The following is a 17,358-nucleotide window of genomic DNA, read 5'->3' as shown; positions in this document are numbered from 1 at the left end:
CGGGTCAGAAGTGAATGCCCTGCATCATCTGCTGCAGCGCCATCGCCTCCGGCGACAGCCGCGGCTTGTCGCCCTTGGCGCCGGCGGCGGCCTCGCTGTCGGGGAACATGCGGAAGCTGGTGTTCATCACGATCTGCGCGACGCGCGGCGCGGCGGCGTGCAGCAGTTCGCCGGTGATGCCCAGCCGCGTGGCGATGCGCACCGGCTTCTCGATGCACGCGCGGGCGATCATCTCGGCGGCCTGCTCGGGCGACAGCGTGGGCACGTTCTGGTAGATCTTCGTCGGCGCGATCATCGGCGTGCGCACCAGCGGCATGTTGATCGTCGTGAAGGTGACGCCGACGTCGGCGAACTCGCTGGCGGCGCAGCGCGTCCAGGCGTCGAGCGCCGCCTTGCTCGCGACGTAGGCCGAGAAGCGCGGCGCGTTGGTCAGCACGCCGATCGAGCTGATGTTGACGACGTGGCCCTTCCTCTTCGCGACCATGCCCGGCAGCAGCCCCATCGTCACGCGCAGGCAGCCGAAGTAGTTCAGGTCCATCGTGCGCTCGAAGTCGTGGAAACGCTCGTAGCTCGACTCGATCGCGCGGCGGATGCTGCGCCCGGCGTTGTTGATCAGGAAGTCGACGCCGCCGTGCACCTCCTCGAGCGTCTTGACGAAGGCGGCGCAATCGGCCTCGGCGGCGATGTCGACGCTGTAGCTGAAGACCTTCGGCTCCTTCGTGCCCCTGTGCTTCGCGTAGGCGACGATCTCCTTCACCGCGTCGGCGAGCTTGTCCTCGCCGCGCGCGGCGATGATCGTGACCGCACCGGCCTCGGCGAACTTCTTCGCCGCCGCCAGCCCGATGCCCGAGCTGCCCCCGGTGACGAGCACCACCTTGCCCCCCACCGCGCCCTTCAGGCTGCGGTCGATGAACAGGTCGGGGTCGAGGTGGCGCTCCCAGTAGTCCCACAGCCGCCACGCGTAGTCGTGCAGCTTCGGGCACTCGATGCCGCTGCCGGCCAGCGCCTTGTCGGTCTCGCGGCGGTCGAAGCGCGTCGGGTAGTTGACGAGCATCAGCACGTCCTCGGGCAGGCCGAGGTCCTTCATCACCGCGTTGCGGATGCGGCGCACCGGCGCCAGCGCCATCAGGCCCTTCTTGACGCTGCGCGGGATGAAGCCCAGCAGCGCCGCGTTGACGAACACGTTCATCTTCGGCGCGTGCGCCGCCTTGCTGAACACGTCGAGGATGTCGCCCACGCGGTAACCCTGCGGGTCGACGAGGTGGAAGCACTCGCCGCCGGCGCGCTGCTGGTGGCTGATGTGGTCGAGCGCGGCGACGACGAAGTCCACCGGCACCAGGTTGATGCGCCCGCCCTCGAGGCCCACCGACGGGAACCACGGCGGCAGGATCTGCCGCATGCGCTGGATCAGCTTGAAGAAGTAGTACGGGCCGTCGATCTTGTCCATCTCGCCGGTGGTCGAGTCGCCGACCACGGCCGCCGGGCGGTACACCGTCCACGGCACCTTGCACTCGCGGCGCACGATCTTCTCGCTCTCGTGCTTGGTCATGAAGTACGGGTGCTCGAGGTTCTCGGCCTCGTCGAACATGTCCTCGCGGAACACGCCCTCGTACAAGCCGGCGGCGGCGATCGACGAGACGTGGTGGAAGTGCTTCGCGTCGACCGCCTTCGCGAACTCGACCGCCGCGCGCGTGCCCTCGACGTTGACCGCGATCTGGCTGTCCGCGTCGGCCGCGAGGTCGTACACGGCGGCCAGGTGGTAGACGTGGTCGACCCGGCCCTTCAGCGCCTTCACGTCGTCGGCGGACACGCCCATGCGCCGGGTGGCGAGGTCGCCGAACACCGGCAGCGCGCGCGCCTTGCCCACGCCCCAGTAGGCCAGCAGTTCGGGCACCTTGTGCGCGGACTCCCGGCGCAGCAGGAAGTGCACCACCGCGCCGCGGCGTGCCAGCAGCGCCTTGACGAGGCGCTTGCCGATGAATCCGGTGGCACCGGTGACGAAGTAGTGCATGCGGGGCTCCTGTGGCGCGGCGGGGGTCGGTGTGGCGGCTATTCTTCTTCAAACCCCCGACGGCCCCGCTGCGCGTTTCCCCGCAGCACCGTGGCGCGCGCCGGCGCGCTGCGCCTCCTCGGAACGCGGCGAGCCGTAGAGGCGCGGCCCTAGCGTTTTAGGCTGCGCACTCGAGGGGGTCGCTCCTACACTGCGTGCACGTTGCGGCGCGGTGCGGTGCCGCCCGGACAACCCGACCCGAGAGGACGAACATGGTCAAGAAGCTCCAGAAGATGGCCCAGAAGAAGGCGGCTTCGCCGTCGGGTCTGCTCGACAGTCAGCTCGCCGGCGCAGTGAAGGACTCGGCGCAGCAGATCTGGCTGGCCGGCATGGGCGCGTTCGCCAAGGCGCAGGCCGAAGGCGGCAAGGTGTTCGAGACGCTGGTCAAGGAAGGCCTGAGCCTGCAGCGCAAGACGCAGGCGGTCGCGGAGGAGCGCATCAGCGAGGTCACCGGCCGCATGACCGCGATGGCCGACGGCGTCACCGCCAAGGCCGGGCAGAAGTGGGACAGGCTCGAGTCGATCTTCGAGGAGCGCGTGGCCAAGGCGCTGAACAAGCTCGGCGTGCCGTCGAGCAAGGACGTCGACGCGCTGATCAGGCGCATCGACACGCTGAGCGCCCAGGTCGCGCAGTTCGGCAAGTCGCCGGCCGCCGGCCGCGCCGCGAAGAAGGTGGCGAAGGCCCCGGCGAAGAAGGCCGCGGCGAAGGCGGCGCGCAAGGCACCGGCGCGCAAGGCCGCGGCGAAGACCGCCGCCTAAACGGCTTCGCCGGTCGAGCCGCACGACGCCCCGCGACGCGGGGCGGTTTTCGTTGCGCGACCGGCGCCTGCGGCGGCGGGCGTCAGCCACCGCGGTTGCGCATCCAGTCGGCCGTGCCGGCGAACGCCGCGTCCAGCCGCTGCGCGAGCGCCGCGTCGACGCCCAGCTCGCGCATCGCTTGGCGCATGCAGGCCAGCCACTGGTCGCGCTCGGCGATGCCGATCGGGTACGGCAGGTGGCGCGCGCGCAGCCGAGGGTGGCCGAAGCGCTGCTCGTACAGCGCCGGCCCGCCGAGCCAGCCGCACAGGAACCAGTGCAGCTTGTCGCGCGACTCGTCGAGCGTGGTCGGGTGCAGCGCGCGCAGCCGCGCGTACGCCGGCTCGAGGTCCATCAGGTCGTAGAAGCGGTCGACCAGCGCGCGCACGCCGGCTTCGCCGCCGATCAGCGCAAAAGCCGTCGTCGCGTCGGTCGCATCGTGCGCGCTCGCCGCGTCGCTCACGGCCGGTGGGCGCGGGCCGTGCCGCGCCTCGCAGTGGGGGTCGTCATGCGCGCATTCTCGCCGCCAGCGCGACGATCGCCCGCGACGCCGGGCTGCCCGGGTAGGCCTGCAGCAGCAGCGCGCGGCGCAGCACCGCGTCGCGCACCGACGCGTCTTCGGGCACCTCGCCGAGCAGCTCGAGCGTGACCGGTGCGCCGACCGCGGGGTCGACGTAGCGCGTGACCACCTGCTGCAGTTGCGCGCACACGCGCCGGCCGTCGCCGCGCCGCGCCGCCTGGTTGACGAGCAGGCCGATACGCCGGCGCTGCTGCATCGTCGCCAGCACCTTGACGGTGGCGTAGGCGTCGGTCAGCGAGGTCGGCTCGGGGGTCGCGACGACGAGCACCTCGTCGGCCAGCGCGACGGTGTAGAGCACCACGTCGGACAGCCCGGCACCGGTGTCGAGCAGCACGCGGTCGAAGTGCGGGCGCATCGCCTCGACGACGCCGAGCAGCCGCTCGCGCACCTCGGCGGTCAGCCGCGAGTACTCGACCAGCCCCGAGCCGGCGAGCAGCACCGTGAAGCCGCCCGGCGCGTCGACCAGGGCGTCGTCGAGCGCGGCGCGCCCGCCGATCACGTCGTGCAGCGTGACGTGCGGCGCCAGGTTGAGCACCACGTCGAGGTTGGCCAGTCCGAGGTCGGCGTCGAGCACCAGCACGCGCTCGCCGGCCGCCGCCAGCGCTGCAGCCAGGTTGGCACAGACCAGCGTCTTGCCGACGCCGCCCTTGCCGCTGGTCACGGCGGTGATGCGCGCGCGCCGCGCGGGCTGGGGCTGGGGCATCGGGCTCATTCGGCATCCTGCAACGGGGACGCACCGAACAGCAGCCCCTTCTCCTCGGCGCTGACCTCGGCGGCCACGGTCGGTTCGAAGCAGGCGCGGTCGCGCCCGGCCGCCTTCGCGCGGTACAGCTGCTGGTCGGCACGCTCCATCCACAGCGCCGGCGACGAGCGCACCCACTGCGGCGCGAACGCGCCGCCCAGGCTCACCGTCACCGCGACCTGCCGGCCGTCGGGCGCGCTCACGCGGTGCGCGGCGACGCGGCGGCGCACGCGCTCGGCCACCGCCGGCGCGAAGCCCGGCGGGCAGTTCGGAAGCACGATCGCGAACTCCTCGCCGCCGACGCGCGCCACGGTGTCCATCGGCCGCACGCACTCGAGCAGCCGCGCCGCGACGGCCTGCAGCACCGCGTCGCCGACGGCGTGGCCGTGGTGGTCGTTGATCGACTTGAAGTGATCGATGTCCAGTGCCAGCAGCAGCGCCGGGTCGCCCGAACGCGCGACGCGCCCCAGCTCCTGGCCCAGCGCCAGCTCGAACTGGCGCCGGTTCGCCAGCCCGGTCAGCGGGTCGCGGCTGGACAGCTCGCACAGCGCGTCGATCAGCGCCTGCAACCACGCGGCGCTGCCCGGCGGGGCATCGGCGGGCAGCGCACGGCCCGACTGCGCCAACAGCTGCAGCGCGTCGCGCAGGTCGAGCCCCGGCGACGCGGCGGCGGCGCGCGGCGAGGCGATGTCGAGGGCGTCCAAGCAGCGTCGGGCGGCGGCCGGTCTTCGAAGGCGGTGGCGGCAGTGTAGCCAGCGCGACCGTGCGCGCCGGTGCGATCTGCGCCGCGAAAGCGACGCTGTTCGCGCCGCGGCACGGCGGCGGCGCCGGCACACTGGCCGGTGCACGCCCGATCGCCGATGTCCGCCCCGCCACCCACCGCACCCGCCGCGCTCGCCGAGCGCGGCGACGCCGAGTTCGCCTTCTCGGGCGCCGACTTCGAACGCGTGCGCCGGCTGATCCACCAGCGCGCGGGCATCAGCCTGCACGAGGGCAAGCAGGCGATGGTCTACAGCCGGCTGTCGCGCCGCCTGCGCGAGACCGCGCACCCCAGCTTCGCGAGCTACCTGAACTGGCTCGAACAGCACGGCGGCGCCGCCGGCGACGGCGAGTGGCAGGAGTTCGTCAACTGCCTGACCACCAACCTGACCTCGTTCTTCCGCGAGGCGCACCACTTCGACCTGCTCGCCGAGCAGCTGAGCCGGCGCCCGCAGCACGCGTGGCGCCTGTGGTGCGCCGCCGCGTCGACCGGCGAGGAGCCCTATTCGATCGCGATGGTCTGCGCCGAGGTGCTCGGCGCAGGGCGCGCCGGCGTGCTGGCCAGCGACATCGACACGCGCGTGCTCGCCGTGGCGCAGCGCGGCGTCTACGACGCCGGCGCGCGCGGCCTCGATGCGCAGCGGCTGAAGCGCCACTTCCTGCGCGGCACCGGCGCCAACGAAGGGCGCATCCGCGTCAAGCCCGAGCTGGCGCGCGCCGTGCAGTGGCGCCGCTTCAACCTGATGGAGCCGACGTGGTCGCTCGGCGAGCCTTTCGACGCGGTGTTCTGCCGCAACGTGATGATCTACTTCGACCACCCGACGCAGCGCCGTGTGCTCGAGCGCATGCACCGCGCGATGCGGCCCGGCGCGTGGCTGTACGTCGGCCACTCGGAGCACTTCAACGACGCGCGCGACCTGTTCCGCCTGCGCGGCAAGACGGTCTACGAACGCCTGTGAGCGCGCGCCGATGACCGACTCGCCCGCCCGCACCCGCCTGGCCGCGCTGCAGCGGCGCGCTCCGCGCCCCGGCGAAGCCAGCTTCTTCTACCTCGACACCCGCTTCGACAACGCCGCGGTGAAGGTGCTGCCCGGCGAGTTCTTCGTGCATGACGACGACGTGCTGCTGATGACCACGCTGGGTTCGTGCATCGCCGCGTGCCTGTGGGACCGCGAGCGCCGCGTCGGCGGCATGAACCACTTCATGCTGCCCGACGTCGGCGCCGGCGGCGACAGCGCGAGCGGGCGCTACGGGTCGTACGCGATGGAGCTGCTGATCAACGAGCTCATCAAGCGCGGCGCGACGCGCTCGACGCTGGAGGCCAAGGTGTTCGGCGGCGGCGCGGTGATCAGCGGCATGACGCACCTCAACGTCGGCGAGCGCAACACGCGTTTCGTGCTCGACTACCTGGCCACCGAGCGCGTCGCGGTGGTCAGCAAGGACGTGCTCGACGTGTACCCGCGCAAGGTGTGCTTCCTGCCGGCCAGCGGCAAGGCGATGGTCAAGCGGCTGGCGCCGGCCAGCGCCGAGGCGGTGCTGCGCGAGGAGCGCCAACGCCTCGCGGCGCAGCGTGCCGCGCCGGCGGCCGGCACGGTCGACCTGTTCTGAGCGGAGGCGGTGATGGCGAAGACCCGCGTGGTGGTGGTCGACGACTCCGCGCTGGTGCGCACGCTGCTGGCCGAGATCATCAACCGCACCGCCGACCTGCAGTGCATCGGCACCGCGGCCGACCCGCTGGCCGCGCGCGAGGCGATCCGCAGCCTGAACCCCGACGTGATCACGCTCGACGTCGAGATGCCGCGCATGGACGGGCTGGACTTCCTCGCGCGGCTGATGCGGCTGCGCCCGATGCCGGTGGTGATGGTGTCGACCCTGACCGAACGCGGCGCCGAGACGACGCTGCGCGCGCTCGAGCTCGGCGCGGTCGACTTCGTCGCCAAGCCGAAGATCGGCATTGCCGACGGGTTGCAGCGTCTGGCCGACGACATCACCGCGAAGATCCGCATGGCCGCCGCAGCGCAGGTGCGTCGCGCCGCGTCGCCGGCGGCCACGCCGACCGCGGCCGCCGAGGCGCCGCCGCTGGGCCGTCTGTCGACCGAGAAGCTCGTGTTCATCGGCGCGTCCACCGGCGGCACCGAGGCCACCAAGGAGGTGCTGCTGCGCCTGCCGCCGGACAGCCCGGCGGTGGTCGTCACGCAGCACATGCCGCCGGGGTTCACGCGCAGCTACGCGGCGCGGCTCGACGGGCTCACCCGCATCCGCGTCAAGGAGGCCGAAGACGGCGAGCGCGTGCTGCCCGGCCACGCCTACATCGCCCCGGGCGGGCGGCACCTCAGCGTCGAGCGCTCTGGCGCGAACTACGTCGCGCGCGTGCGCGACGGCGAACCGGTCAACCGCCACCGGCCGTCGGTCGAGGTGCTGTTCGAGTCGGCGGCGCGCGTCGTCGGCCCGAACGCGTTCGGCATCATGCTCACGGGCATGGGCGCCGACGGCGCGACGGCGATGCGCGCGATGCGCGACGCCGGCGCCTACAACATCTGCCAGGACCAGGCGAGCTGCGTGGTGTTCGGCATGCCGCGCGAGGCCATCGCCGCCGGCGCCGCGCACGAGGTGCTGCCGCTGACGCAGATCGCGCCGCGCCTGCTCGAGCGGCTGCGCGCGACCGCGGGCCTGGCGCTGACCCGCGTGTGACACGCCCCTTGCCGCGACGCGGCACGCGGCTCACGAGCGGCCCAGGTCGCTCCAGCGCCGCAGCGCGGCCTCGTGCAGCGCGCGCGCCTCGTGCCGCCACTCGGGCGGCACGCCGATGTCGCGCAGCAGGTGGTCGTCCAGCGCGAGGAACGACTCGGCGTCGGCACGCGCCGGCGCGTTGACGCCCCACCAGCGGCGCGCCGAGGCGGCCAGCGCCAGGGCGTGGCAACGCCAGGCCGAAGTGGGACAGGCGGCGACGGCGGCGTGCATCGTGAACTCCGTGGGGTCATCGGTCCTGGTCAGGATATCCAGCCAACGCGGCCGTGCAAAACGATTCTTCCTGGCAACACTGGTAAGTTACGCTTACCAACATGGCCCGCCTGCCGCTGCACCTCCTGCCCGCGTTCCGCGCCGCCGCGCGGCTGGCGAACCTGCGCGCCGCCGCCGACGAGCTGCACCTGACGCACAGCGCGGTGAGCCAGCAGATCCGCACGTTGGAGCAACAGCTGGGCTTCACGCTGTTCGACCGCCGCGGGCGACGCGTGGTGCTCAACGCCGCCGGCCACACGCTGCTGGCGGCGGTCGAGCCGGCGCTGGCGCAACTCGACGACGCGGCACGCGCCGCCGCCGAGGTGGCCGCAGGCCAGGCGCACCGCCTTCGGCTGACCACGCTGCCGTCGTTCGCGCAGCGCTGGCTGCTGCCGCGCATGGCGCTGTGGCGCAAACGCCACCCGGACATCGGCATCGAGCTGCACACCTCGCAGCAGGTCGTCGATCTCGAGCGCGAGGGCTTTCACGCTGCGGTGCGCCAGGGCCAGGGGCCGTGGCGCGGGCTGCACGGCGAGCAGTTGCTCGACTCGCCGCTGATCGCCGTCGGCGCGCCGCAGGCCGCACTGCGGCTGCGCGGGCGCGGCGACGCGGCGCTGGCCGCCGAGCCTCTGCTGGGCAGCGCGACGCGGTGGGCGCGATGGTTCGACGCGGCCGGCGTCAGGGTCGCCGTGCAGCCGGTGGCCACGTTCAACGACGCCGGGCTGATGCTGCAGGCGGTCGAGCAGGACCTGGGGCTGGCGCTGGTGCGCGAACTGCTGGCCGCCGACGCGCTCGGCGAGGGACGGCTCGTGCGCCTGTCGCCGCAGGTGCTGCACGACGACCGGGCCGACCCCTATTGGCTGGTCTATCCCCCGCGGCTGTCGGCGTGGGCGCCGCTCGTGGCGCTGCGTCGCTGGCTGACCGCCGAACTGTCGCGCTCGCGAGACCGCGTGTCGGCCGGCGCCGTCAGCGCGCCGGCAGGAAAAGCGCCTGCAGGTCGGACAGGAAGTCGAAGCCGCGCGGCGTCGGGCGAACGCGCGCGTCGGCGCCGCGCTCGACCAGCCCGCGCGCGAGCGCGCGCGAGACGGCGTCGTCGAGCACCGACGGGGACAGTCCGGTGCGCTCGGCGAACAGCGACGGCGCGAAGCCCTCGCGCAGGCGCAGCGCGTTGAGCACGAACTCGAACGGCAGCTCGTCGACGCCGACCCGGTGCTCGTTCGACACCGCACGGCCTTCGCGCACGCGCTGCAGGTAGGTCGCCGGGTCGCGCCAGCGCACCTGGCGCACGATGCGGTCGGGAAAGCTCAGCTTGCCGTGCGCGCCGGCGCCGATGCCCAGGTAGTCGCCGAAGCGCCAGTAGTTCAGGTTGTGCACGCAGCGGTGGCCGGGGCGCGCGAAGGCCGAGACCTCGTAGCGCTCGAGCCCGGCGCCGGCGGTGTGTTCGACGATGGCGTCGAGCATCGCCGCGGCGGTGTCGTCGTCGGGCAGGCCGGCCGGCGGGCGCGTCGCGAACCGCGTGTTCGGCTCGATCGTCAGGTGGTACACGCTCAGGTGCGGCGGCGCGAACGCCAGCGCCTGGCGCAGGTCGTGCTCGAGCATGGCCCCGTCCTGCCCGGGCAGCGCGTACATCAGGTCGAGGTTGAAGGTGTCGAAGCAGCGCGCGGCCTCCTCGGCGGCGGCGAGCGCCTGGCGCGCGTCGTGCACGCGGCCGATGCGCGCGAGCAGCGCGTCGTCGAAGCTCTGCACGCCCAGCGACAGCCGCGTGACGCCGGCGTCGCGGTAGGCGCGGAACCGCTCGCGTTCGAAGGTGCCGGGGTTGGCCTCGAGCGTGACCTCGCCACCCGGCTCGAGCGGCAGCCGCGCGCGCACCGCGGCGAGCAGCCGGTCGATCGCCGCCGGGCCGAACAGGCTCGGCGTTCCGCCGCCGAGGAACACCGAGACCACGCGCCGGCCCCAGACCTGGGGCAGCGACGCCTCGAGGTCGGTGACGAGGGCATCGACGTAGTCGCGCTCGAGCCCGGGGTCGAGCGCGGCGGGCCCGGGCGTGGTCGGCAGTTCGTGCGAGTTGAAGTCGCAGTACGGGCACTTGCGCAGGCACCACGGCAGGTGCACGTACAGCGACAGCGGCGGCAGCGACGCCAGCGTCGTGTCGCCGGCGCGCACCACCCGCACGGGCGCTGCCGCGCCGTCGCCGCCGCGACGCGGGTCAGCCAAGCCGCCAGGCCTCGCGCAGCAGCGCACGCATCGCGCGCGCGGCCTGCGCGCGGTGGCTGATGCGGTTCTTCGTCGCCGCATCGAGCTCGGCGACGCTGCAGCCGAGCTCGTCGATCCACAGCAGCGGGTCGTAGCCGAAGCCGCCCTCGCCGCGCGGTGCGTCGAGCACGAAGCCCTCCCAGCGCCCGGAGACGATCAGCGGCTGCGGGTCGTCGGCGTGGCGCAGCGCGACCAGCGTGCTGACGAAACGCGCACGGCGGTCGGCCGCGCCCTGCAGCGCGTCGAGCAGCCTGCGGTTGTTGGCCGCGTCCTGCACGCGGCGCCGCTCCTCGCGGTCCAGCGCCGGCAGGGCGACCTCGGCGTAGTGCGCCGAGGCCACGCCGGGCGCGCCGCCCAGCGCGTCGACGCACAAGCCCGAGTCGTCGGCGATCGCCGCGGCGCCGCCGAGGCGCGCCGCGTGGCGCGCCTTGGCCAGCGCGTTCTCGACGAAGGTCGCGTGCGGCTCGTCGGCCTCGGCGATGCCCAGATCGCCCTGCGCCACCACCTCGAGCGGCAGCCCGCCGAACAGCGTGCGCAGTTCGGCGAGCTTCTTCGCGTTGTTCGACGCCAGCACCAGCCGCATCGACGCGGCCCTCATCCGGCCAGCGCGGCGCGCTGCGCGCGCACCAGTTCGGCGATGCCGCGCGCGGCCAGGTCGGTCAGCGCGTCGAGCTGCGCGCGCGTGAACGGCGCGCCCTCGGCGGTGCCCTGCACTTCGACGAAGCCGCCGGCGCCGGTCATCACGACGTTCATGTCGGTGTCGCAGGCGACATCCTCGACGTACTCCAGGTCCAGCCGCGGCGCACCGTCGACGAGGCCCACCGACACCGCGGCGACGTGGTCGCGGATCGGGCTGGCGGCGATGCGGCCCTCGCGCAACAGCCAGGTCACCGCGTCGTGCGCGGCGACGAAGGCACCGGTGATCGCCGCGGTGCGCGTGCCGCCGTCGGCCTGCAGCACGTCGCAGTCGATCAGGATGCTGCGCTCGCCGAGCGCGGCCAGGTCGAACACCGCGCGCAGGCTGCGCCCGATGAGGCGCTGGATCTCCTGCGTGCGCCCGCTCTGCTTGCCGCGTGCGGCCTCGCGGTCGCTGCGCGTATGGGTGCTGCGCGGCAGCATGCCGTACTCGGCGGTGACCCAGCCCTCGCCGCTGCCGCGCTTGTGCGGCGGCACCTTCTCGTCGACCGACGCGGTGCACAGCACGCGCGTGTCGCCGAACGCGACCAGCACCGACCCTTCGGCGTGGCGGGTGTAGTGGCGCTGCAGCGTGACCGGGCGCAGCGCGTCGTCGGCGCGGCCCTGGGGGCGGATGCTCATCGTGGACTCCGGGAATGGGGCTTCAGTGCCGCTTGTCCGACGAGCGGCGGATCGCGTCGTTGATTTCCTGGATCGAACGCTCGATCGCGGCGTCGTCGAGGTCGTCGACCGACGCGTCGCCGAGGCCGCTGGGCTGGATGCTCGAGGCGAACAGGTCCTCGCCGAGCGACTGCGTCGACACCGCGTCGGCGTCGTCGCCGCCTTCCCATTCGACCGCGATCGCGGTGACGTTGTCGCTCTTCGGCCCGCCCTGGCGCAGCGCCAGCTCGACGAGGTCGGGCACCGCGTCGGCGATCGGGCGACGCGCCAGTTCGGCGGTGATCTCGGGGTCGCCGACGCTGCCCCACAGGCCGTCGGAGCACAGCAGCACGCGGTCGCCCGCCTGCAGCCGCAGCGGGCCGGCGGAGTCGACCATCGGCTTGCCGGGGCTGCCCAGGCAGGTGAACAGCACGTTGCGGCCGAACGCCGGGTTCATCGCGACGACCGTCGCCAGCGTCTCCTGCAGTTCGGCGTACGAGTGGTCGCGCGTGCGCGCCAGCAGCCGCGCGTCGCGCACCAGGTACAGCCGCGAGTCGCCGCAGTGTGCCCACCACATCGCGCCGTCCTGCAGCACGCAGGCCACCAGCGTGGTGCGCGGCGTGTCGGCCATGCCGCGCTGCTCGGCGTAGCGCAGCAGCTCGCGGTGCGCGGCGAACACCGCGTCGGGCAGGAACTGCGCCGGGTCGTCGAGCCTGGGCCTGGCGTCGCGCTGGAACAGCGCGGCCAGGGTCTGCAGCGACAGCTGCGCCGCCACTTCGCCCTGCGGGTGCCCGCCCATGCCGTCGGCGAGCGCGAACAGCCCGGCGTCGCGCGTGTAGCAGTAGCCCATGCGGTCTTCGTTCTTTTCCCGCCCGCCCTTGCGGCTGACCTGGTACACCGAGAAACGCATGGTCGTCAGCGAACGACGCGCCGGGCCGCCCCAAGGCCGCGCAGCCCCCTCGGGGGGCAGTGAGCACTGCGAGCGTGGGGGCTCACGCGCGGTCGCCGGGCCACCCCAAGGCCGCGCAGCCCCCTCGGGGGGCAGCGAGCACTGCGAGCGTGGGGGCTCACGATTTCACGCCGGACTTCAGGTTCTCGAGCTGCAGCTTCAGGCGCTCGGAGAAGCTGAGCTTGGTGTAGCGGCGTTCGGTCTCGCGCGCCAGTTCCTTCTGCAGCGCGAACACGCTCTGCGGGCGCGACAGCGAGTCGAGCGACATGCACCACTCGGTGACCTCGATCAGGTTGTCCGAGTAGACATTGCGCAGGCGCGACAGGCTCAGCGCCAGGCGGTCCTTCTCGAGGCGCTGCGGCGCGTCGTTCGGCGGATAGCCCTGCATGCACGCGTAGATGCACGCGCCGATGGCGTAGATGTCGGTCCACGGGCCCAGCGCGCCGTCGCGCTTGTACATCTCGGGGGCGGCGAAGCCGGGCGTGTACATCGGGCGGATGAAGTTGCCCTCCTTGCTCAGCACCTCGCGCGCGGCGCCGAAGTCGAGCATCACCGCCTTGTTGTCGTTGGTGATGAAGATGTTCGCCGGCTTGATGTCCAGGTGCAGCATCTTGTGCTGGTGCACGATGCGCAGACCGCGCAGCGTCTCGTCGAACAGCGAGCGGATCGTCGACTCGCGGAACACCTTGTCGCGCTTGAGGTCGCGCGCGGTGACGATGAAGTCCTGCAGCGTGTCGCCCTGCAGGTAGTTCATCACCATGTAGACGGTCTCGTTCTCGCGGAAGAAGTTCAGCACCGAGACCACGCTCGGGTGGCTGATCTGCGCGAGGCTGCGCCCCTCCTCGAAGAAGCTCTTCAGGCCCAGGCGGTACAGCGGCTGCTTCTCGGGCTTGACACGCGGCGTGAGCTCGCCCGGCGCGCGTTCGGCCAGCGACGCCGGCAGGTATTCCTTGATCGCGACGAGGTGCCCTTGCTCGTCCTCGGCGAGGTAGACCACACCGAAACCCCCGGCGGCCAGCTTCTTGACGATCTGGTAGCCACCGACCACGGTGCCCGAGGGCAGCGGGGCTGGTTTGGGCTTCGACATAATGGGAATTTTCGAGGCTACAGCGCGATGTCAGTCTACAGCATGACCGGCTACGCGAGCGCCGCCGCGGGCGCGTGCGAAGGGCCCGATGCTGCGGGGTCCGGCGCCGCGGCAACGGTCGAATTGCGCTCGGTGAACAGCCGTTTTCTCGACCTGGCGTTCCGGCTGCCCGACGAGCTGCGCGGCCTCGAGCCGGCGCTGCGCGAGCGCCTGGGCGCGGCGTTCCGTCGCGGCAAGATCGAACTGCGCGTGGCCGCCGCGCGCGACGCCGACGCCGCGTGGCCGCAACCCGTCGCCGAGCAGCTGCACCGGCTGTCTCGGATCGAGTCGCAGGTGCAGTCGTGGCTGCCGCAGGCCGCGCCGCTGTCGACGCACGAAGTCATGCAGTGGTGCCGCGCCGCGGCGCCGGCGCCGCGGCTCGACGACGCGGTGCTCGACGCCGCGCAGCGCGCGATCGAGTCGCTGCGCGCGGCGCGCGAACGCGAGGGCGCGCGGCTCGTCGCGGTGCTCGCCGAGCGCCTGGCGCGGCTGCGCGATCTGGCGGCGCAGGCCGCGCCGCTGGTGCCGGCGGTGGTGCAGCGCCAGCAGCAGCGCTTCGTCGAGCGCTGGCACGAAGCGCTGCAGGCCACCGGCGCGGCGTCGCCGGTCGGCGCCGAGGCGCAGCAGGAGCGCGCGCTGAACGAGGCCGCCGCCTATGCGCTGCGCATCGACGTGGCCGAGGAGCTGGCGCGCCTGCGCGCGCACCTCGACGAGATCGAGCGGCTGCTCGCCAGGGGCGGCGAGGTCGGCAAGCGGCTGGACTTCCTGATCCAGGAACTGCAGCGCGAGGCGAACACGCTGGGCTCGAAGTCGTCGGCGCTCGAACTGACGAACGTCGCGGTCGAGATGAAGGTCGCGATCGAGCAGATGCGCGAGCAGGTGCAGAACATCGAGTGAGGCCCGCTGCGCGCCGGCTCAGCGCGCGCGCAGCGTGACGCGCCAGTCGAACACCTCGGCGTCGCAGCGCTCGACGCAGCGCCCGCAGCGCAGGCAGTCGCCTGCGATGACGGCGGTGGTCGCGGCGCCGGTGCGCAGCACCGGCGCGAGCACCTGCGGCTCGGGGCAGCGCGCCAGGCAGTCGCCGCAGCGCGTGCACGCCTCGAGGCGCGTTGCAGCGACGCGCACCACGCCGCAGCCCCCGCTCGCCGCGTGCAGCGCGCCGAGCGGGCACAGGTGCGTGCACCAGCCGCGCGGCAGCACGACGGCGTCGAACACGAACACCGCCGCCAGCGCCGCCGTCGCGGCACCCCAGGCACCGAACGCCAGCGCGCGGCCGCTCAGGGTCACAGGGTTGACCGCCTCCCAGGCCAGCGTGCCGGTGCCCGCGCTGGCCGCGAGCACGCCGGCGAGCACGAGCCAGCGCGCGCGCCGGTCGACCGGCGCAGGCCACGCGCGCCGGCGCAGGCCCAGCGCGCGGCGCGTCGCCGCCGCGGCGTCGGCGATCAGCCCCACCGGGCACACCCAGCCACAGAACACGCGCCCGCCGACCACGCCGACGAACGCGGCCACGACCAGCGCCCCGGCCACGGCCGGCCACGCCAGCGCCTGCCCGGCGAACCCCGCCTGCAGCACCACCAGCGGGTCGGCCAGCGTGAACGCGTCGAACCAGCGGCTGGCCGCCAGCGTGCCTGCGACGACCGGCGCGCCGGCCGACCACGGCGCACCGGCGAACGCCGCGATCACCAGCGCCTGCACGACACGCCGCGCGGCCAGCCAGCGCACGCGGCGCAGCGCGCGTGGCGCGCGGCGCGGCCGGCGCAGAGCGTCAGGCGCTCGCATCGCCGCGCACGCGCACCGTGATCGCCGGCTCGGCGGCGACGCACGCGCGCTCGCACAGCCCGCAGCCGGTGCAGACCTCGGCGTCGACCACCGGGGTCAGTCGCCCGCCCAGCGGCGTCGCGCCGGCACGCATACGCAGCGCGCGGTTCTTCAGCGGGCACGCCGACCAGCAGTTGCGGCACGCCGCCGCGCCGGTGTGGCTGAAGCAGGCCTTCGGGTCCGACAGCGACGCCAGGCCGATGCGCATCGCGCCGGCGCGCCGCAGCGCCGGGTCGAGCGCGCCGGTGGGGCAGGCGCGCACGCACGGCAGGCCGTCGCACATCAGGCACGGGCGCTCGCGCACGCGCAGGTAGGGCGTGCCGGGTGGCGCCGCACCTTCGGTCGCGGTCGACAGGCGCAGCGCCTGCGGCGGGCAGGCACGCACGCACAGCCCGCAGCGCACGCAGGCGGCCTCGAAGGCGCCGGGCGCCAGCGCCCCGGGCGGGCGCAGGCGGCGGGCGTCGCGCGCGTGCACCGGCGTCGCGCGCGGCCACGCCAACGCGCCGAGCGCGGCCAGCCACAGCGACGACGCGATCAGGCGCCGCCGGCTGCCGATGCGCGGTCGCGCGCGGGGGTTCATCGCATCGCCGCGGGAGTGACCTCGACGTCAGGGGGGCACCGCTCCGGCGCGCGACCACATCGGGAAGCGCCCGTCGCCCGCGGCGAGCACCGCCGTCAGCGACAGCCGGTCTTCGCGCGGCTGCAGCACGAAGCTGCGCCCGCCGTCGGCGCTGGTGGCCACCAGTCCGTCGAGCCCGACCGCGACGACGGTGTCGCCGCGCGCAGCAAAGGCCGTCACCGACTGCCGCGCGCCGAGGTCGACCGCGCGCCAGCTTGCGCCGTCGTCGTCGCTGCGCCACAGCGACCCGCGCTGACCGCCGACGACCAGCGCACCGCCGCCCAGCGCGATGCCGCTCCACAGCGAACCGTTGTACCCGGTGGCGAGGTAGCGCCAGGTCGCTCCGCGGTCGTCGGAGCGCAGCACGAAGCCGCGCTCGCCGGTGGCGTAGACGCGGCCTTCGCGGTCGGCGAACAGCGACCACAGGTTGAGGTCGGCCTTCGCAGCGCCGGGCGGCGGCGCCAGCTCGCGCTGGCGCCAGCTGCGACCGCCGTCGTCGGTGGTCAGCACCAGCGACCACAGCCCGACCGCGACGCCGTGGCGCGCGTCGAAGAAGTGCACCGCGAACAGCGGCCGGTCCTCGTCGAGGTCGAGGCGCTGCCGGCGCCAGGTCGCGCCGCCGTCGTCGCTGGCGACGATCGCGCCCCAGTGGCCCACGGCCCAGCCGTGGCGCTCGTCGGCGAAGTGCACCGCGGTCAGCGTCGCGTCCAGCGGCACCTGCGCCTGGCGCGGCGGCGCGCGGCCCTCGTCGTCGGCGAGCAGCACCACGCCGTGTTCGCCGACCGCGACCGCACGCGCGCCGGCCCAGGCCGCGCCGAGCAGCATCGCCGACGTCGCCGCCGGCGTGTGCACCGCCGCGCGCGGCGCCACCCGCAGCAGCGCCGCGTCGAGCGCCGCCGCGGCGCCGCCGAAGCCCAGCACCGCCAGCACCACGAACGGCCCCCACCCGCGTGCGCGCACCGCCGCCGCCCTCAGTGACGCAGCAGCCCCGAGGCGCGCACCGGCGCGCGCCGCGGGAACAGCCGCTCGAGCCACACGGCGAACGCCGGCAGCACCGTCATCGCCATCACCATGTTGACCATGAACATGAACGCCAGCAGCTGGCCCATGTCGGCCTGGAACTTCAGCGCCGAGAACGACCAGGTGGCCACGCCGATGGCCAGCGTGATCGCGGTGAAGATCGTCGCCATGCCGACCTCGAGCATCGAGTGCTCGAGCGCCTTGACGATCGGCTGCCCGTCGGCGAGGTGCAGCTGCAGCCGGTTGTAGATGTAGAACGCGTAGTCCACGCCGATGCCCACCGCGAGCACCATCACCGGCAGCGTGGCCACCG

19 protein-coding genes and 1 pseudogene are annotated in these 17,358 nt (G+C 73.7%); 6 read left to right on the top strand and 14 right to left on the bottom strand.

Annotation, left to right across the window (positions count from 1 at the left end; genetic code table 11):
* Window positions 1-4: 4 nt before the first annotated feature.
* Window positions 5-2,011 carry an SDR family oxidoreductase gene (locus tag PKC53_RS10405; RefSeq protein WP_324428408.1) on the bottom strand — a complete coding sequence of 669 codons (2,007 nt, stop codon included), beginning with the start codon at window positions 2,009-2,011 and terminating at the stop codon, window positions 5-7.
* A 251-nt stretch (window positions 2,012-2,262) separates the two neighbouring features.
* Here PKC53_RS10405 and PKC53_RS10400 point away from each other — a divergent pair, with 251 nt between their 5' ends.
* The gene (locus PKC53_RS10400; protein ID WP_324428407.1) at window positions 2,263-2,808 is read left to right on the top strand and encodes a phasin family protein; all 546 of its coding nucleotides are present in this window, start codon (window positions 2,263-2,265) and stop codon (window positions 2,806-2,808) included.
* Between the two features lie 82 nt (window positions 2,809-2,890).
* Here PKC53_RS10400 and PKC53_RS10395 read toward each other — a convergent pair whose 3' ends face one another.
* Genes PKC53_RS10395 through PKC53_RS10385 form a run of 3 tightly spaced genes read right to left on the bottom strand, consistent with a single transcriptional unit; the run spans window position 2,891 to window position 4,870 of the window.
* Window positions 2,891-3,307, bottom strand: a complete 417-nt coding sequence (locus PKC53_RS10395; protein WP_324428406.1) for a group II truncated hemoglobin — start codon at window positions 3,305-3,307, stop codon at window positions 2,891-2,893.
* Window positions 3,308-3,350: 43 nt separating this feature from the next.
* A complete protein-coding gene (locus PKC53_RS10390) occupies window positions 3,351-4,136 on the bottom strand; it encodes a MinD/ParA family protein (protein WP_324428405.1) in 786 nt (261 codons plus the stop codon).
* Window positions 4,133-4,870: a GGDEF domain-containing protein gene (locus PKC53_RS10385; protein WP_324428404.1), complete on the bottom strand. Its 738-nt coding sequence runs from the start codon at window positions 4,868-4,870 to the stop codon at window positions 4,133-4,135. Before PKC53_RS10385 ends, PKC53_RS10390 begins: the two co-directional genes overlap by 4 nt.
* Before the next feature lie 156 nt (window positions 4,871-5,026).
* On the opposite strand from PKC53_RS10385, the gene PKC53_RS10380 reads away from it, so the two are divergent.
* Genes PKC53_RS10380 through PKC53_RS10370 form a run of 3 tightly spaced genes read left to right on the top strand, consistent with a single transcriptional unit; the run spans window position 5,027 to window position 7,616 of the window.
* Window positions 5,027-5,884, top strand: a complete 858-nt coding sequence (locus PKC53_RS10380; RefSeq protein ID WP_324428403.1) for a CheR family methyltransferase — start codon at window positions 5,027-5,029, stop codon at window positions 5,882-5,884.
* Window positions 5,885-5,894: 10 nt separating this feature from the next.
* Entirely contained in the window at window positions 5,895-6,533 is a 639-nt protein-coding gene (gene cheD, locus PKC53_RS10375; protein WP_324428402.1) for a chemoreceptor glutamine deamidase CheD, read from the top strand.
* A 12-nt stretch (window positions 6,534-6,545) separates the two neighbouring features.
* Window positions 6,546-7,616 (top strand): chemotaxis response regulator protein-glutamate methylesterase, encoded by a 1,071-nt coding sequence (locus PKC53_RS10370; RefSeq protein WP_324428401.1) that lies wholly within the window; start codon window positions 6,546-6,548, stop codon window positions 7,614-7,616.
* A 30-nt stretch (window positions 7,617-7,646) separates the two neighbouring features.
* Here PKC53_RS10370 and PKC53_RS10365 read toward each other — a convergent pair whose 3' ends face one another.
* Window positions 7,647-7,886: a hypothetical protein gene (locus PKC53_RS10365; RefSeq protein ID WP_324428400.1), complete on the bottom strand. Its 240-nt coding sequence runs from the start codon at window positions 7,884-7,886 to the stop codon at window positions 7,647-7,649.
* 101 nt (window positions 7,887-7,987) lie between these two features.
* On the opposite strand from PKC53_RS10365, the pseudogene PKC53_RS10360 reads away from it, so the two are divergent.
* Window positions 7,988-8,869 (top strand): annotated as a pseudogene (locus PKC53_RS10360) (LysR substrate-binding domain-containing protein); the annotation flags it as partial.
* Between the two features lie 22 nt (window positions 8,870-8,891).
* Here the strand turns inward: PKC53_RS10360 and hemW are convergent.
* From hemW to PKC53_RS10335, 5 genes are all read right to left on the bottom strand, one after another.
* Window positions 8,892-10,139, bottom strand: coding sequence for a radical SAM family heme chaperone HemW (hemW, locus tag PKC53_RS10355; RefSeq protein ID WP_324428399.1), 1,248 nt, complete (start codon window positions 10,137-10,139; stop codon window positions 8,892-8,894).
* Entirely contained in the window at window positions 10,132-10,761 is a 630-nt protein-coding gene (gene rdgB / locus PKC53_RS10350) for an RdgB/HAM1 family non-canonical purine NTP pyrophosphatase (RefSeq protein WP_324428398.1), read from the bottom strand. Before rdgB ends, hemW begins: the two co-directional genes overlap by 8 nt.
* Before the next feature lie 11 nt (window positions 10,762-10,772).
* A complete protein-coding gene (gene rph, locus PKC53_RS10345) occupies window positions 10,773-11,489 on the bottom strand; it encodes a ribonuclease PH (protein ID WP_324428448.1) in 717 nt (238 codons plus the stop codon).
* A 28-nt stretch (window positions 11,490-11,517) separates the two neighbouring features.
* On the bottom strand, window positions 11,518-12,423 hold the full coding sequence (locus tag PKC53_RS10340) for a protein phosphatase 2C domain-containing protein (protein ID WP_324428397.1): 906 nt from the start codon (window positions 12,421-12,423) through the stop codon (window positions 11,518-11,520).
* Between the two features lie 157 nt (window positions 12,424-12,580).
* Window positions 12,581-13,549 (bottom strand): serine/threonine-protein kinase, encoded by a 969-nt coding sequence (locus PKC53_RS10335; protein WP_324428396.1) that lies wholly within the window; start codon window positions 13,547-13,549, stop codon window positions 12,581-12,583.
* Between the two features lie 27 nt (window positions 13,550-13,576).
* Here PKC53_RS10335 and PKC53_RS10330 point away from each other — a divergent pair, with 27 nt between their 5' ends.
* A complete protein-coding gene (locus PKC53_RS10330; RefSeq protein ID WP_324428395.1) occupies window positions 13,577-14,485 on the top strand; it encodes a YicC/YloC family endoribonuclease in 909 nt (302 codons plus the stop codon).
* An 18-nt stretch (window positions 14,486-14,503) separates the two neighbouring features.
* Here the strand turns inward: PKC53_RS10330 and napH are convergent, their stop codons facing one another.
* From napH to PKC53_RS10310, 4 genes are all read right to left on the bottom strand, one after another.
* Entirely contained in the window at window positions 14,504-15,367 is an 864-nt protein-coding gene (gene napH, locus PKC53_RS10325; protein WP_324428394.1) for a quinol dehydrogenase ferredoxin subunit NapH, read from the bottom strand.
* The gene (locus tag PKC53_RS10320) at window positions 15,354-15,986 is read right to left on the bottom strand and encodes a 4Fe-4S dicluster domain-containing protein (protein ID WP_324428393.1); all 633 of its coding nucleotides are present in this window, start codon (window positions 15,984-15,986) and stop codon (window positions 15,354-15,356) included. The genes napH and PKC53_RS10320 overlap by 14 nt, the downstream gene beginning before the upstream one ends.
* Window positions 15,987-16,013: 27 nt before the next feature.
* Window positions 16,014-16,985: a YCF48-related protein gene (locus PKC53_RS10315; RefSeq protein ID WP_324428392.1), complete on the bottom strand. Its 972-nt coding sequence runs from the start codon at window positions 16,983-16,985 to the stop codon at window positions 16,014-16,016.
* Window positions 16,986-16,996: 11 nt separating this feature from the next.
* The coding region (locus PKC53_RS10310; protein WP_324428391.1) for an MMPL family transporter at window positions 16,997-17,358 on the bottom strand (362 nt) is incomplete at its 5' end.

The sequence above is a fragment of the Azohydromonas sp. genome (assembly GCF_035325925.1).
Taxonomy (GTDB): Bacteria; Pseudomonadota; Gammaproteobacteria; order Burkholderiales; family Burkholderiaceae_C; genus Calidifontimicrobium.
The sequence above is the reverse complement of the archived record's forward strand: the minus strand, read 5'-3'. Positions and strand labels throughout refer to the sequence as shown.